The sequence below is a fragment of the Rhizobium sp. 16-488-2b genome (assembly GCF_017741815.1).
In the GTDB taxonomy this organism is placed as follows: Bacteria; Pseudomonadota; Alphaproteobacteria; order Rhizobiales; family Rhizobiaceae; genus Rhizobium.
Genome location: NZ_JAGHMF010000032.1, coordinates 1 through 15,519, shown reverse-complemented (window position 1 = coordinate 15,519; position 15,519 = coordinate 1). Strand labels below are relative to the sequence as shown.

Here is a 15,519-nt window from a genome sequence, read left to right as displayed (position 1 = left end):
CCGCCTGACATCCCATCATCACTCAATCCTCCGCAAATCAGTAAGACGATTGAATCACGACAGCCTGGTGCCGACAACGCTCAGTTTTTCAACAGTATCGGCCCAAAGGGGTCACCAGTCATCGCCATGAATCACACGCCGCCTTCATGATGTACGAGGATACGGGCACCTAGCTCTTGCCCTCTCCCTTTCCGGGTGCGCCCGGCTTTCCACCGGCACCGCCTGATCCGCCTTTTCCAGGGTTTTGCCCCTTACCCGGTTTACCTGGTCGCCCTGGCGCGCCTGGCAATCCAACCTTTGGAACTTCCGTCATCTTCATGCTCCTCTTGCAGCGGAAATCAAACTTGATGGATGAGGATCTGGCGGCGAAGGGCTTCGGGCTTTGAACGACCAATCGCCTTTTGCGGTCACACTGATCTATCCTCCCAAAGATCAGTGTCGCGGCGTGGATACCAATTAATGAATCGTGCCTTTAGGTCTACGTGATGCGAATTCGCTGAGCAACCTAAGGACTTTTTCAACAACGTCGTCGCCACGACGTGGGTCTGCCGCCACATCTTCACAGCTTCCTGCTAGCCGAACACTGAGTGCCAGCAGCAACCGGCAAATTGGATCACTATCACGCTCAGCGATATGTGCGGAAATCTGAAGCCTATGAGCAAGTCCTTTGAGGATGGTCTTCCTCTCTTCGACAGAGGTCTTTTCGAACGGTGGTGGGGTAGTCATGGATTTCTCCCACGCGTTTTTTGGGGCACTGATCAAGCAGCGTGCTTTTCCGACCCACGCCGCAAATCATTCGTCGAATAGAATTTGGTGGGGACGCGTTCACCCGCGGGAACGCCGCAAATTGCAAACTTATGCAGCCTGCTTTGTGCTGGTGGAGGGTTGGGGATTTTCGCGTACGTCGTTACGGCTTGAGGACCGAGAGCCGCTGGCGCAACATCGTTGCTTGACCTGTCACTCATCATAGCTACTCCTACCTTCAGGCAAGAGCGCATGAAATCTCCCAATCGGCTCTGCCCGGAAGAATAAGCCGACAGCGAACCTTATGCTCTCTTATGCTAATCGCCTAATCTTTAATAAATTATTCGACTTGATGATTTTCAGGTGTCTCCGTTGCGGCTCAAGAGGCAATTGAACCCCACTGAACAAATCCTGCTGAACTTCAAGACGAAACGTTAGATCGTCGAGTTTTCCCAAGAGATGGAAAGAAACAATCCGGGGAGTCTGGTCACAATCGCACTGACGAATGCGGGCGGTCGGCTTTGCAACGTAGGTTGCGACTTGGCGATCCGGCAATGACCGATGTTGGCGCGCAAAGGCGACGTGGCGCGCTACTCTGACGCTATGTCCGCTTTTAGGCGAGGGCTTCGATGGCCCCGATGGCCGACATGACGGCGCAAAGCTGCCGTAGCCAAGCGCTTATTTCGCCTTGAACGGGGTCGAACCTTCGACCCCGTAGTTTTCTTCGGTGCAAGCCAACCTATGCAACAATGAATTTGCTTAAAAATCCCAGTCTTCGTCTTTGGTTGCGACGGCCTTGCCGATGACGTAAGACGAGCCTGAACCGGAGAAGAAGTCGTGGTTCTCGTCGGCATTGGGCGATAGCGCCGATAGGATGGCCGGATTGACCTTGCATGCTTCCGCCGGGAACAGTGCCTCGTAGCCGAGGTTCATCAGCGCCTTGTTGGCGTTGTAGTGCAGGAACTTCTTGACGTCCTCGGTGAAGCCAACGCCGTCATAAAGCGCCTCGGTGTATTTCGCCTCGTTGTCGTAGAGCTCGAGCAACAGATCAAAGGCGAAGTCCTTGATCTCTTGACGCCGGGCTTCCGGCAAGCGCTCGACGGCGCGCTGAAACTTGTAGCCTATGTAATAGCCATGCACGGCTTCGTCGCGGATGATGAGGCGGATCATGTCGGCGGTATTGGTGAGCTTTGCGCGGCTCGACCAGTACATCGGCAGATAGAAGCCGGAGTAGAACAGGAAGCTCTCGAGGAAGACCGAGGCGACCTTCTTCTTCAGTGGATCATCGGATGCGTACTGCTCCATGATCAGCGCCGACTTCCGCTGCAGGAACTCGTTCTCCTCCGACCAGCGATAGGCATCGTCGACATCGGGCGTCGAGCATAGCGTCGAGAAGATCGACGAATAGGAGCGCGCGTGCACCGCCTCCATGAAGGAGATGTTGGAGAGCACCGCCTCCTCATGCGGGGTCGCCGCGTCGGCCATGAGTTTGACCGAGCCGACGCCGTTCTGGATCGTATCGAGCAGCGTCAGGCCGGTGAAGACGCGGATGGTCAGTTGCTGCTCCTCCGGTTTCAGCGTCGCCCAGGATGGGATGTCGTTCGACAGCGGTACTTTCTCCGGTAGCCAGAAATTGCCGGTGAGGCGGTTCCAGACCTCGAGGTCCTTGTCGTCCTCGATGCGGTTCCAGTTGATGGCGCGTACGGCCGCGGCGACCTTCGAGGTCTTGGTCTTCACTTGAATGTTCATCTTGGTCACCTGGGATCAAAGGGCGCAGGAGACGCAGCCCTGCACTTCCGTGCCGGTCAGCGCCATCTGGCGAAGGCGGATGTAGTAGATGGTCTTGATGCCCTTCTTCCACGCGTAGATCTGCGCCTTGTTGATATCGCGGGTCGTCGCGGTGTCGCGGAAGAACAGCGTCAGCGACAGGCCCTGGTCGACATGCTGGGTGGCCGCCGCATAGGTGTCGATGATCTTCTCCGGCCCGATCTCGTAGGCGTCCTGATAGTAGTCGAGATTGTCGTTGGTCATGAAGGCGGCGGGGTAGTAGACGCGGCCGATCTTGCCCTCCTTGCGGATCTCGATCTTGGAGACGATCGGGTGGATCGAGGAGGTCGAGTGGTTGATGTAGGAGATCGAGCCCGTCGGCGGCACGGCCTGCAGGTTCTGGTTATAAAGGCCACCCTCCATGACCGCCTTCTTCAGTTCCAGCCAATCATCCTGCGTCGGGATATGGATGCCTGTCGTCTCGAACAATTCGGCCACGCGCGCCGTCGCCGGCGTCCACTCGGCCTCGGTGTATTTGTCGAAATATTCGCCTGAGGCGTATTTCGAGTTCTCGAAACCCTTGAAGCTCTGGCCACGCTCGACCGCCATCAAGTTTGACGCGCGGATGGCATGATAGGTCACGGTGTAGAAGTAGATGTTGGTGAAATCGACGCCCTCTTCGGAACCGTAATAGATGCGTTCGCGGGCGAGATAGCCGTGAAGGTTCATCTGGCCGAGGCCGATCGCGTGGCTATCGGCATTGCCCTTGGCGACCGATGGGACCGAGGTGATATTGCTCATGTCGGAAACGGCGGTCAGCGCCCTGATCGAGGTCTCGATCGTCTTTCCGAAATCAGCCGAGTCCATAGTCGCGGCGATGTTCAGCGAGCCGAGATTGCAGGAGATATCCTTGCCCATGTGATCGTAGGAGAGATCGGCATCATAGGTGCTGGCATCGCTGACCTGCAGGATTTCCGAGCACAGATTGCTCATGGTGATGCGCCCGGCGATCGGGTTCGCCTTGTTCACCGTGTCTTCGAACATGATGTAGGGATAACCGCTCTCGAACTGGATCTCGGCGATGATCTGGAAAAAATCGCGCGCCTTGATCTTTTTCTTCTTGATGCGGCTGTCGGCTACCATCTCACGGTATTTCTCGGTGACCGAGATCTCGCTGAAGGCGACGCCATAAACGCGTTCGACGTCGTAGGGCGAGAACAGGTACATGTCCTCGTTGTTCTTGGCGAGTTCGAAGGTGATATCGGGCACGACGACGCCAAGCGACAGCGTCTTGATGCGGATCTTCTCGTCGGCATTTTCGCGCTTGGTATCGAGGAAGCGCATGATGTCGGGGTGATGGGCATTGAGATAGACGGCACCGGCACCCTGACGAGCGCCAAGCTGGTTGGCGTAGGAGAAACTATCCTCCAGGAGCTTCATGACGGGGATGACACCCGACGACTGATTTTCGATCTGCTTGATCGGCGCGCCGGCCTCGCGCAGATTTGTCAGCGAAAGAGCGACGCCGCCGCCGCGCTTGGAGAGCTGCAAGGCGGAATTGATGCCGCGGGCGATGCTCTCCATGTTGTCCTCGATCCTGAGCAGGAAGCAGGAGACGAGTTCGCCGCGTTGTTTCTTGCCAGCATTGAGGAAGGTCGGCGTCGCCGGCTGGAAACGGCCGGAAATGATCTCGTCGACCATATCGCGCGCGAGCCCCTCGTTGCCGCGCGCCAGCGCCAGCGCCACCATGCAGATGCGGTCTTCGTAGCGCTCCAGATAGCGCTTTCCGTCGAAGGTCTTCAGCGTGTAGCTGGTGTAATATTTGAAGGCGCCGAGGAAGGTCGGGAAGCGGAACTTCTTGTCATAGGCGTGATCGAACAGGTCGCGGACAAAGTTGAACGAATACTGGTCCAGCACCTCCTGCTCGTAGTAGCCCTCGGTTACGAGGTAATCGAGCTTCTCCCTGAGATTATGGAAGAACACCGTGTTCTGGTTCACGTGTTGCAGGAAATACTGCTTCGCCGCCTGCCGGTCTTTGTCGAGCTGAATCCTGCCGTCCTCGTCATAGAGGTTCAGCATTGCGTTCAGCGCGTGATAGTCGAGCGTCGCGTCGGCTATCTTGGTGTCTGTAGCCTTCAAGGGGCGTTCGAGAACTGCCGTGTCCAAAATCGTTCCAATCCGTGTGTGACATTGGCGACATCCTCATCGGTGCCGAGAAGCTCGAACCTGTAGAGGTAAGGCACCTGGCATTTCCTGGAGATGATGTCACCGGCAAGCCCGAAGGTCTCGCCGAAGTTGCTGTTGCCCGCGGCGATCACGCCCCGGAGGTTTGAACGGTTGTCCGCATCGTTGAGAAAGCGGATGACCTGTTTGGGCACGGCGCCCTTGCCGCCGTCGCCGTCGCCGCAATAGGTCGGGACGACAAGCACAAAGGGACGTTGCGCGGTCAGCATGAGCTCCGCACTGACGGGAATGCGCGATGCCGGAAGCCCGAGTTTTTCGACGAAGCGGTGGGTGTTCTCGGATCTGCTGGAGAAATAGACGAGCTCACCCATCGGCCGATCCTCAGGCCAGCGCGCTGATCATGTCCGGACGGAAGCCCGCCCAGTGCAGGTCGCCGGCAACGACGACGGGAACCTGGCGATAACCGAGCCCCTGCACGAGTTCGTAGGCGGCCGTGTCGGTCGAGACGTCGATCACGTCATAATTGATCCCCTGGCGATCGAGCGCGCGGGTGGTCGCCGTGCATTGGACGCAGGCGGGCTTGCTGTAGACGGTAATGGTCATGGTAATCCTCGTGTCGGATAGGCGTGCGATAGCGATCGGACATCCGCCGATGTCCGGGCAAAAATGATGGATGATGAAGGCAGCCGCTTGCGGTCGCCGGACGCTCAGGCGCCCGTCACTCGCGCGGACTGAATTCGAAACTCAAGATCATAAGACTTCACCCCGAAGTGGCTCATGCGGCGGTCAGGGGAAGCGGTACGCACGGCAACATCCCGCACGCAATCGCGACCTTCCGGACACCCCGCCCGTGGACGTTCTCGTTGCAAGGCAGGTCTCCTGGCTTGCGGGTCGTCACATTCAACCTGCCTTCCCAATGCCCTCAAGGCATCAGTGGACGTATCGATCGAATGCTCGCCGCTTACAGTTGCGGGGGCAGCTCCGGCATTACTCAGCCCGTCATGGGCCTCACGCACCGTATTCCCATCTTAGCTTCCAACGCGAATCGGAAGAACCTCGAACACTAGATATAGTATACGAGGCGAAAACATCGTCAACGGATGCGAACGCTTATCCTCATCTTCCTTCTTGGAATTTTTCCGCCTGCCGTCTTGACGACGGCATTACCTCACGCTCTATAACGTAACTGTATAACATCACAAAACATTGGATCTTGTTCGTGCACGACGGCTTACCTCTTGGTCTCGAAGCCAGATCTCAAAGACGACAGTTTCAAAATTGGGAGACATCCATGTTCCGATCCAAGCTTCATTTGCTCCTCGCCACAACGATCATCGCCAGTACGGTTGCACCCCTGGCGTTGCGCGCCGAGGAGGAAAGCCGCGAGACCTGGCGCCTCTTCGTTGCCGACCATACGCAGCCGATCGTTCGCGCTATAGATCTTGGTAGCGACAAGGAAATCGGTCGTTTCGCATTGGAAGGTTATGCGGCGCTGTCGCTTAGCGATACCGGCCGCACCGTGTTCGCGATCCAGGGCGACCAGAATGTCGTCCACGCGATCGACACGGGCATTGCCCTGTCCGACCATGGCGAACATCGCGACATCGAGATCAAGGATCCGAAACTGCTGGCACCGACAATTAAAGGCCAGAAGCCGGGCCACGTGGTCGCGCATGGAGACGACCTTGCCGTCTTTTTCGATCGTGGAAGCAGCTTTGACCTTCTCAAGGAAAGCGCGCTGCAGGAAGGCAACGCAGATTCCAAGCCATACGACACCAAAGCCGCCCACCACGGCGTTGCCGTTCCGATGCGCAATTATCTTCTTGTCTCCGTGCCAAACATGGAAGCGCCGGCCAAGGAGGGGGAATTGCCGCCGCGCCTTGGTCTTCGCGTGCTCGACAGGGACGGAAAACAGCTGGGCGACGTGGCGAAATGCACAGGCCTCCATGGCGAGGCGACCTCCGCGCGTCTTGTCGCCTTCGGTTGCGAGGAAGGTGTCCTTGTCGTACGGCCTGGCGGTATCGATGGGCCGAAGATCGAGATGCTGAGCTATGGCGATGGAATGCCCAGGGGCAAGGTCTCGACGCTTCTTGGCGGAACCTCCATGCAGTTCTTTCTCGGGAACTATGGGGAGGACAAGGTGGTGCTGATCGATCCCGACGACAAAAAGCCCTATCGCCTCGTCGACCTGCCCCTGCGCCGCATCGATTTCGCACTCGACCCCGCAAGGCCCCGCAATGCCTATGTCCTGACGGAAGATGGCAAGCTTCATCTGCTGGACGTCGTCGATGGCAGCATCAAGAGGTCGGTATCGGTCACCGAGCCCTATAGCAAGGATGGCCATTGGCGCGACCCGAGGCCGCGCCTCGCCGTTGCCGGCGACCACATCGCCGTAACCGATCCGCGCCATAGCCTGGTTCGCATGGTTGACGCTGAGACATTCAAGGAAGACAGGACAATCGACGTCGATGGACAGCCCTTCGCGATTGTCGCGGTCGGTGGATCGGGTGCGGCGCACTAGCCGCAGATGGCGCCGGCACACGCCGGCGCTCCCTTCACGAGTTCGAACAAGAGCGCCAACTATCTCTGCGTCAATACCTGGAGGCCGGGTCAGGAGGATATCTCCTACCACCTTGGCGGAAAGACGCGGACTAGAGACCGATTTGAGTTGGGCGAATGGACTGAAGGCATCGCGGGTGGTCCTGTCCTAATGCACGCGGCAGTCAGCTTCGAATGCGAATTCACCAATGCGGTCGATGAGGCAACCCAAAGGATCCTCGTCGGGCGAGTGGTTGATATTCGTCAAAACGCAAAACAGGCAACACTGCTCTATCGCATGCGCCGCCATCTTAGCGGCTAACGATTAGAGCCGATATATCTGCCGAGGGCCGAAAGCTGTCACGCATCATCGCACCAAGCGCGGACACCGGCCAGTTGCTGTTTTACTCTCGAAGGCGGTCGACTAAGAGCAGTGTGGGGTCTCGCCCACGCCTATCAAATGTTTCTGCTTGACGCAGACCGCGAGGCGGCAATAACCTGGCGTCATTCACCAGGGGTGTCCCGTCAAGGGGCTGAGATTCTGCTATCGCGCGCAGTGACCCGTTGAACCTGATCCAGTTCATACTGGCGTAGGGACGGTGCAAGCGCTCGAAAGGCAAGGATTTCCCGCTTGGAATCCGTGCCGGCGTCTTTTCATCATTCCGGCTGAGGACTGGGTCTCCAATCGAACACTTGGAGCCTCAACCATGAATATCGCCGCAAAGACCATCACCCCCACAGTCACCACCGGCCCGCTGCCGGCCTCCCGCAAGATCTACATCCCGGGCGAGATCCACCCCGATATCCGCGTTCCCCTGCGCGAAATCAGCGTTCACCCAACGTCCGGCGAGCCGCCGGTCACGGTCTATGACTCCTCCGGCATCTACACCGTCGAAGGCGCCGACATCAGCATCGAGCGCGGCCTGCCCGCGCTGCGACGCGATTGGGTTCTCGCCCGTGGCGACGTCGAGGCCTATGACGGCCGGCTGGTACGGCCCGAGGATAACGGCTTTGCCAACGGCGAGCGCCTGACGCCGGAATTCCCCGCCAAGCGCCAGCCGCTGCGCGCCACGGACGGCAAGGCCGTGACCCAACTTGCCTATGCCCGTGCCGGCATCATCACGCCAGACATGGAGTTCATCGCCATCCGCGAAAATCTCGGCCGCAAGGCGAAGGCGGAAGCGATGATCCGCGACGGCGAGAGCTTCGGTGCCCATATCCCCGATCACGTCACCCCCGAGTTCGTCCGCCAGGAAGTGGCAGCCGGACGCGCTATCATTCCCGCCAACATCAACCACCCGGAAGCCGAGCCGATGATCATCGGCCGAAACTTCCTGGTGAAGATCAACGCCAATATCGGCAACTCCGCCGTCACCTCCTCAATGGCCGAAGAGGTCGAGAAGATGGTCTGGGCGGCGCGCTGGGGTGCCGATACCGTCATGGACCTCTCCACCGGCCGCAACATCCACAACATCCGCGAATGGATCATCCGCAACTCGCCGCTGCCCATCGGCACCGTGCCGCTCTACCAGGCGCTGGAGAAGGTCGAGGGGATTGCCGAGAACCTGTCCTGGGAGGTCTATCGCGACACGCTGATCGAGCAGGCAGAACAGGGCGTCGACTATTTCACCATCCATGCCGGCGTGCGCCTCCACTACATCCCGCTGACCGTCAACCGCGTCACCGGCATCGTCTCGCGCGGCGGCTCGATCATGGCCAAGTGGTGTCTTCATCACCACCGCGAGAGCTTCCTCTACGAGCATTTCGAGGAAATCTGCGACATCTGCCGCGCCTATGACGTCTCCTTCTCGCTGGGCGATGGCCTGCGCCCCGGCTCGATCGCCGACGCCAACGATGCCGCGCAGTTCGCCGAGCTGGAAACGCTAGGCGAATTGACGAAGATCGCCTGGGCCAAGGATTGCCAGGTGATGATCGAGGGCCCCGGCCATGTGCCGATGCACAAGATCAAGGAAAACATGCACAAGCAGTTGGCCGTCTGCGGCGAGGCGCCGTTCTATACGCTCGGGCCGCTGACGACGGATATCGCGCCGGGATACGACCACATCACCTCGGGCATCGGTGCGGCGATGATCGGCTGGTTCGGCACGGCGATGCTCTGCTACGTCACGCCGAAGGAGCATCTCGGCCTGCCCGATCGAAACGACGTGAAGACCGGCGTCATCACCTACAAGATCGCCGCCCACGCCGCCGATCTCGCCAAGGGGCATCCGGCCGCCCAGCTGCGCGACGATGCGCTGTCGCGCGCCCGCTTCGAGTTCCGCTGGGAGGACCAGTTCAACCTCTCGCTGGACCCGGAAACCGCCCGCAGCTTCCACGACGAGACGCTGCCCAAGGAGGCGCACAAGGTCGCGCATTTCTGCTCCATGTGCGGCCCGAAATTCTGCTCGATGCGGATCTCCCACGATATCCGCGCCGAAGCCCAGAAGGAGGGGCTGGACGCCATGGCGGCCAAATACCGCGACGGCGGCGACCTCTATATGGCTGTCGATGCCGAGAGTCAGGTGGCCGGCTGAGATGCGCGTCCTTATCAGAGGGACCGGCGTCGCCGGCCTCACGGTGGCCCATGCGCTCACCACGCGCGGCGCCGAGGTCACCGTCTTCGATCTTAACCCTGGCTTTTCGGCGTCGGCCTCCTGGCTCGCCGGCGGCATGCTGGCGCCTTGGTGCGAGCGCGAAAGCGCCGACGAAGCCGTACTGCGCGAGGGGCAGGATGCGCCTGATCGTTGGGAGGCGATGCTGCCCGGCGAGGTCAAACGCAACGGCACATTGGTGCTGGCGCCGGCGCGCGACCTGGCGGAGCTGAAGCGCTTCGCCGGCCGCACGACGGGGTATGAGTGGCTGGACGAAGAGCGGATCGCGGCGCTCGAACCCTCCCTGGCCGGGCGCTTCCGGAAAGCGCTGTTCTTCCCGCGCGAAGCCCATCTCGATCCGCGCCGGGCGCTAACCTCCTTGCGCCAAAAGCTGATCGCGCATGGCGCCGTCTTCGTCGAAACGCTCCCCGAAAAGCAGGACTTCGACCACATCGTCGACTGCACCGGCGCGGCGCGCATTGGCGAGCCCACCTCGCTGCGCGGCGTCCGTGGCGAGATGCTCTACCTCAGGACCGACGAGGTAACTCTCGACCGCCCGGTCCGGCTGCTGCACCCGCGCATCCCGGTCTATATCGTGCCGCGTGGAGACGGCCTGTTCATGGTCGGCGCGACGATGATCGAGACAGAATTCGCGGGCCCGATCACAGCCCGCTCGCTGATGGAACTGCTGAACGCCGCCTACGCGCTGCATCCGGCCTTTGCCGATGCGACCGTGGTGGAAACCGGCGCCGGCATTCGCCCCGCCTTTCCCGACCATTTCCCCCGCGTCGAGCGACACGGAAATCTGATCTCGCTTAACGGCCTTTACCGCCACGGCTTTCTGCTCGCGCCCGCCATGGCGGCACGGGCGGCCGACCTTGTCTTCAACACCGATACCGCAGGAGGACACGCATCATGAAACTGATCGTCAACGGCGAAGCCAAGGAAATCGCCGCCGCCACGCTCGAGGAGCTGCTGGCGCTGATGGATTACGAAGGCGACTGGCTGGCGACCGCCGTCAATGGCGAACTCGTGCACCGCGAAGACCGGCCGACCCATTCGCTGAACAATGACGACCGGATCGAGATCCTGTCGCCGATGCAGGGAGGCTGACCAATGCTTGAACTCTATGGAACGCAGCTGCGCTCGCGCCTGCTCTTGGGCACCGCGCGCTACCCCTCGCCGTCGATCATGGCCGATGCCGTCAGCCGCTCCGGCACAGAGATCGTCACCGTGTCGCTTCGCCGCGAGACCGCCGGCGGCCGCAATGGCGGCGCCTTCTTCGAGACGATCCGCTCGCTCGGCGTCAGGGTGTTGCCCAACACCGCCGGCTGCCACGGCGTGTCCGAGGCGGTGCTGACGGCGAAGATGGCGCGCGAGCTGTTCGCCACCGACTGGATCAAGCTCGAGGTGATCGGCAACCACGACACGCTGCAGCCCGACGTCTTCGGCCTCGTCGAGGCGGCCCGTATCCTCGTCGGCGAAGGGTTTCAGGTCTTCCCCTACACGACCGACGACCTCGTTGTCGCCGAGCGGCTGCTGGAGGCCGGCTGCCAGGTGCTGATGCCCTGGTGCGCGCCGATCGGCAGCGCTGCCGGCCCGCTCAATCCGACGGCGCTGCGCTCCATGCGCGCCCATTTCCCCGATGTGCCCCTGATCGTCGATGCCGGCATCGGCCGCCCCTCGCATGCGACCGCCGTCATGGAACTCGGCTTCGACGCCGTTCTTTTGAACACCGCGGTGGCCGGCGCCGGCGATCCTGTCTTGATGGCCGGCGCCTTTTCCGCGGCCATTGAAGCCGGCCGCCAGGCCTTCGAGGCGGTCATGCTGGAGCCGCGCGACATGGCCGTGCCATCGACGCCGGTTATCGGACAGGCGGTGTTCGCATGAAGCTCGATCCCTTCTACCTCATCGTCGACAGCGCCGACTGGATCGAACGACTGGTGCCTCTTGGCGTCAAGCTGCTGCAGCTGCGCGTCAAGGATCGCTCCGAGGCCGATCTGCGCCGAGAGATCCGCAGCGCTCGGGCAATCTGCGCAGAGCACCGCTGCCAGCTGATCGTCAACGATTACTGGCAGCTGGCGATCGAGGAAGGCTGCGATTTCGTCCATCTCGGCCAGGAGGATCTTGAGACCGCCGACCTCGCCGCCATCCGCGCCGCCGGCATGAGGCTCGGCCTCTCCACCCACGACGAGGCCGAACTGCAGACCGCGCTCGCCGCCAAGCCCGACTACGTCGCGCTCGGCCCGGTCTACGCGACCATCCTGAAACAGATGAAGTGGGCGCCGCAGGGCCTGCCGCGGCTGCGCGCCTGGAAATCTGAGATCGGCGACCTGCCATTGGTGGCGATCGGCGGCCTGAACATCGACCGCATCGACGGCGTCTTCGCTCACGGCGCCGACAGCGCCGCCGTGGTCACCGACATCACCCGCAATGCCGATCCTGTGGCCCGCACCCGACAATGGTTGGAGGCCACGGAGCCATGGCGCTAAGCCGAGGTTGAGATTTGACGGTCCTGGGCAAACGCAAACAACGGGATGTTCGCGCTTGCTAGATTCTCCGATAGGATCGCAGAGTCATTCGAGGGATGAGGAGCGGAGTGCCGATTTGAAGACGAATAAGCCTCTAATCCTCACCGCCCGCGTTGCCCAGGACGATCTCCAGCCATTCGATCTTCTCCGCAAAACGCATTTCCCGCCGGAGCGAAATTTTCTCCGCGCGCATCTGACAATGTTTCATCGGTTGCCCGGCGAATACGCTGCGCACATCGCTGGAAGTCTTCAGTCTGTCGCGGTCCACCAAGGCCCATTTACAGCGAAAGTCACTGGCGTTCGCCACCTCGGAATGGGAATTGCCTTCAGATCGAAAGCCCAGAGCTGATTTTGATCAGAGATGAACTGCGGAAAGTCTTTATCAACTGGCTGGGCTCTCAGGACATGCGGACATGGCAACCTCACATTACCATACAAAACAAGGTAGCACCGGCGCAGGCAGACAAGCTATATCGTGAGCTCTTGGCGGGTTTCCAGATGCACGGCATCAACATCACAGGGCTTGATCTATGGAGATACCTTGATGGTCCGTGGGCCCCCGAGTGCGAGACAATGTTCGACGCACTCTAACAAGCAAGCTAAACGCACGCACGCCGGTTTCTCTATTGATTGCCTATTTCGCCTCTGATCACGCAGTCGCTGATATGTGTCACGATAGCAAACCCGCGACGAACGACCTTTTCTTGCAAATATGGAAAATCTGGATATTCTTGACACTTCAATCGGAGTTCGTTTCATGCGCCAGTTCACGACGGGTGACCTCAATAAACAGGTCGGTGACGTCACAGATGCTGCCAGCCGGGAGCCGGTCGTCCTGACCAAGCATAGGAAGCCGCGCTTTGTCCTAATGAGCTACGATCATTACGAGCGTCTGCGCACGGGTGGCGATACTCGCAAAGTACATCGTGCGGCAGAAATGCCCGCAGAACACATAGACCTGTTTGAGGCGGAAATCGATCGTCTGGCGCGCGGCGAAGGTTATGGCGATGAGCCGTGAATTTCTCCCCGGACAAATCATCGCCTATCCCTATCTCTGGGCTTGGCAGAACGACCGTGGAGAGACAGAGGGACGCAAGTCGCGCCCGACCTGCGTCGTGATCTCTGTCCGCAACGCCACGGACGGCCTCACGCACCTTGCTCTTCTTGCTGTTACGACGCAACCACCACAGTCGGATCGTGGCGCCATTGAAGTTCCCGATACGGAAGCACGCCGCGCCGGCTTGAGCGACCTGAAGCGCTGCTGGGTTGTGGTCGACGAGTACAATTACGATATCGCCGAGCGGTCGTGGTATATCGAGCCCGATGAAAAGGTTCTTGGCCGATTCAGCAAAGCGTTCATGATGAAGATTGCTGCGTCGTTCGGTGAAGCTTCTAGGAAATCTAGTCGCCGAATTAGCCGACTCGATTGATCTTCACGCCAAGGCTTCGGCAAGCAGGCGTGGTCGGCAGGAGCAGGCTAATCGCTTTGAAAGGCACTGAGTCTAAGGTCTGGGCATTCGCATCCAGCGCTCTTGTCCCATTGTGGTTTTGCGCTTCGCGCCACAAGCGTACTCAGCTCATCGGCTCCTGATCAACCGGGTACTATGACATTTTAATACCTTCGCGAAGCGCCGCGAATGGATCGCTTATGCGCTCAAGCCCATCTTCTCCGACGTCGAAACGTCGAACTGGAGACGAAGATGTATTTCGAGCTGAAGGACGCAACCGCCGACATTCTTGCGCGAAGCCGCCGCCACAATGAGCTTTGCGATCTGCCGCTGCAATTGATTGCGTCGGAAAGCGAAGCCTACGACATCCAGGCCGCCGCGCAGGATGCGCTGGGGTTCGAGAGAAAAGGCTATGCGGTTGTTGGCTCGAATGAAGGGTCGCAGAGGACCCTCGGCCTGACATCACCTATTTTCTCGGAAATCCCAGCCGCGAGCTTTCTCCACGACACCAAGGAGTTTCGACTACCTCCCGGCGCGATTGGTGTGCAATGCGAATTTGCCTTCACCCTGCTTCGACCCTATCCCGACCCAGGCGAACGCATTGATCTCGTCAGCGCACGCGAGGCTATTCGCGCCTGCCGCCCGGCAATAGGCCTGTTGGGGCGACGAACACGTAGGACATTTGCAGGCAACAATGCCGCGATTGCCGATTTCGGACTTCATGTCGCCACGTTGTGCGGCAATCACGTGCCGGCAGCATCCCTTGCGGAGCTCGCCTCCATCGAGGTGACGATTTTCCTGTTCAAGGAGACCGTCGTCTCTGGCAACGCTTCATCAATTATGGACGATCCAGTCAACGCTGTTGTCTGGATCGCGCGCCAACTTGCCGCGAAAGGGCTTCACCTGGAGCCAAACGACGTCGTCACGACGGGCTCATGCACCACCATCCTGCAGGTTCTGGCCGGACAGCACGTCGCCGCGGACTTTGGTCCTCTCGGTCAGGTCGACTGCGTTTTCACATAATTACTCCCAGAAGGCTCAACAATGCCCCCACGCAAACCCTTTGTCGTCGAAATCAAAAAGAAGCGGCCGATCGTGAAGAAGGCGACAAGGCAGATCCCTGCAAACCACGCGGCTACTCGAGCGCTTCAAAGCGACGCTGAGGCTCAATCCTGATGGTCAGCCGAAGCATTCCGCACGAGTATTTCGTGCTCGACGTCGCTGATCACAGCGGACCGATTGTTGCCAGACTTGGTGATCGCACCGTCCCCGAATCCGTTATAGATCGCCGTGGCCGGCGCTACCATTTCGCCGGCGTTGCAAGACGTGACCCCGCGCGGTCGTCTTGATGTGACGGCATTGCGGCAAGGCGAATGGATCGTCGCGCCGGATCTTGTCTATCGCAGAGCATAGGCGCCAGGAGCAAACGGCTCCGTGAACATCAGAGAGGCCAATGATCGGTTTGACGGCAGTCACGTCGCGATGCGCCAGGAGCGACCATGGCGGGTCTTGTAGCATACAGGCCAGCAGGACAATCACAGCGTAAGCGGCACGAAATCTTTCGCGCCATACGATCATGACTGCCATCAATCATGTGGATTCCGTCGGTTGTGCCTGTGGCGCTGAAGACAGGCGTTCCAACCAAGACCCATGTGCTGAACCTGCTGCATCGTCTTGTCGACGGTAAGTCCTTCACGCCACCGACCATCGACGCGC

Annotated in this window: 17 protein-coding genes and 2 riboswitches; of the genes, 11 read left to right on the top strand and 6 right to left on the bottom strand. The window is 59.9% G+C overall.

Going from position 1 to position 15,519, the window contains the following annotated elements; all coding sequences use genetic code 11:
- Positions 1 to 456: 456 nt before the first annotated feature.
- From J5286_RS23355 to nrdH, 5 genes are all read right to left on the bottom strand, one after another.
- Positions 457 to 726: a hypothetical protein gene (locus tag J5286_RS23355; protein WP_209192071.1), complete on the bottom strand. Its 270-nt coding sequence runs from the start codon at positions 724 to 726 to the stop codon at positions 457 to 459.
- A 777-nt stretch (positions 727 to 1,503) separates the two neighbouring features.
- On the bottom strand, positions 1,504 to 2,493 hold the full coding sequence (gene nrdF / locus J5286_RS23350; protein ID WP_209192070.1) for a class 1b ribonucleoside-diphosphate reductase subunit beta: 990 nt from the start codon (positions 2,491 to 2,493) through the stop codon (positions 1,504 to 1,506).
- Between the two features lie 15 nt (positions 2,494 to 2,508).
- Complete coding sequence (gene nrdE / locus J5286_RS23345; protein WP_209192069.1) at positions 2,509 to 4,677, bottom strand: class 1b ribonucleoside-diphosphate reductase subunit alpha; 2,169 nt, start codon at positions 4,675 to 4,677, stop codon at positions 2,509 to 2,511.
- Positions 4,647 to 5,066 (bottom strand): class Ib ribonucleoside-diphosphate reductase assembly flavoprotein NrdI, encoded by a 420-nt coding sequence (nrdI, locus tag J5286_RS23340; RefSeq protein WP_209192068.1) that lies wholly within the window; start codon positions 5,064 to 5,066, stop codon positions 4,647 to 4,649. Before nrdI ends, nrdE begins: the two co-directional genes overlap by 31 nt.
- Before the next feature lie 10 nt (positions 5,067 to 5,076).
- A complete protein-coding gene (nrdH, locus tag J5286_RS23335) occupies positions 5,077 to 5,298 on the bottom strand; it encodes a glutaredoxin-like protein NrdH (protein WP_047511450.1) in 222 nt (73 codons plus the stop codon).
- Positions 5,299 to 5,547: 249 nt separating this feature from the next.
- Positions 5,548 to 5,769, bottom strand: a riboswitch (cobalamin riboswitch).
- A 217-nt stretch (positions 5,770 to 5,986) separates the two neighbouring features.
- On the opposite strand from nrdH, the gene aztD reads away from it, so the two are divergent.
- From aztD to J5286_RS23300, 7 genes are all read left to right on the top strand, one after another.
- Positions 5,987 to 7,216 carry a zinc metallochaperone AztD gene (gene aztD, locus J5286_RS23330; protein WP_209192067.1) on the top strand — a complete coding sequence of 410 codons (1,230 nt, stop codon included), beginning with the start codon at positions 5,987 to 5,989 and terminating at the stop codon, positions 7,214 to 7,216.
- A gap of 6 nt (positions 7,217 to 7,222) precedes the next feature.
- Entirely contained in the window at positions 7,223 to 7,555 is a 333-nt protein-coding gene (locus tag J5286_RS31785) for a flavin reductase family protein (RefSeq protein ID WP_209192066.1), read from the top strand.
- Positions 7,556 to 7,736: 181 nt separating this feature from the next.
- A riboswitch (TPP riboswitch) is annotated at positions 7,737 to 7,848 on the top strand.
- A 92-nt stretch (positions 7,849 to 7,940) separates the two neighbouring features.
- Positions 7,941 to 9,767: a phosphomethylpyrimidine synthase ThiC gene (gene thiC / locus J5286_RS23320; RefSeq protein WP_209192065.1), complete on the top strand. Its 1,827-nt coding sequence runs from the start codon at positions 7,941 to 7,943 to the stop codon at positions 9,765 to 9,767.
- Between the two features lies 1 nt (position 9,768).
- Positions 9,769 to 10,743, top strand: coding sequence for a glycine oxidase ThiO (thiO, locus tag J5286_RS23315; protein WP_209192064.1), 975 nt, complete (start codon positions 9,769 to 9,771; stop codon positions 10,741 to 10,743).
- Entirely contained in the window at positions 10,740 to 10,937 is a 198-nt protein-coding gene (gene thiS, locus J5286_RS23310) for a sulfur carrier protein ThiS (RefSeq protein WP_209192063.1), read from the top strand. Before thiO ends, thiS begins: the two co-directional genes overlap by 4 nt.
- A gap of 3 nt (positions 10,938 to 10,940) precedes the next feature.
- A complete protein-coding gene (locus J5286_RS23305) occupies positions 10,941 to 11,714 on the top strand; it encodes a thiazole synthase (RefSeq protein WP_209192062.1) in 774 nt (257 codons plus the stop codon).
- A complete protein-coding gene (locus J5286_RS23300; RefSeq protein ID WP_209192061.1) occupies positions 11,711 to 12,316 on the top strand; it encodes a thiamine phosphate synthase in 606 nt (201 codons plus the stop codon). The genes J5286_RS23305 and J5286_RS23300 overlap by 4 nt, the downstream gene beginning before the upstream one ends.
- Before the next feature lie 133 nt (positions 12,317 to 12,449).
- On the opposite strand, the gene J5286_RS23295 is transcribed toward J5286_RS23300, so the two are convergent.
- Positions 12,450 to 12,623 carry a hypothetical protein gene (locus tag J5286_RS23295; protein ID WP_209192060.1) on the bottom strand — a complete coding sequence of 58 codons (174 nt, stop codon included), beginning with the start codon at positions 12,621 to 12,623 and terminating at the stop codon, positions 12,450 to 12,452.
- A gap of 83 nt (positions 12,624 to 12,706) precedes the next feature.
- Between J5286_RS23295 and J5286_RS31650 the strand changes: the two genes are divergently transcribed.
- The 4 genes from J5286_RS31650 (at position 12,707) to J5286_RS23280 (ending at position 14,826) form a co-directional block, all read left to right on the top strand.
- Positions 12,707 to 12,946, top strand: coding sequence for a 2'-5' RNA ligase family protein (locus tag J5286_RS31650; protein ID WP_348529282.1), 240 nt, complete (start codon positions 12,707 to 12,709; stop codon positions 12,944 to 12,946).
- A 166-nt stretch (positions 12,947 to 13,112) separates the two neighbouring features.
- Positions 13,113 to 13,373 carry a type II toxin-antitoxin system prevent-host-death family antitoxin gene (locus J5286_RS23290; protein WP_209192059.1) on the top strand — a complete coding sequence of 87 codons (261 nt, stop codon included), beginning with the start codon at positions 13,113 to 13,115 and terminating at the stop codon, positions 13,371 to 13,373.
- Positions 13,363 to 13,785 (top strand): hypothetical protein, encoded by a 423-nt coding sequence (locus tag J5286_RS23285; RefSeq protein ID WP_209192058.1) that lies wholly within the window; start codon positions 13,363 to 13,365, stop codon positions 13,783 to 13,785. The genes J5286_RS23290 and J5286_RS23285 overlap by 11 nt, the downstream gene beginning before the upstream one ends.
- Positions 13,786 to 14,055: 270 nt before the next feature.
- Complete coding sequence (locus tag J5286_RS23280; RefSeq protein ID WP_209192057.1) at positions 14,056 to 14,826, top strand: 2-keto-4-pentenoate hydratase; 771 nt, start codon at positions 14,056 to 14,058, stop codon at positions 14,824 to 14,826.
- The last annotated feature ends 693 nt before the right edge of the window (positions 14,827 to 15,519 follow it).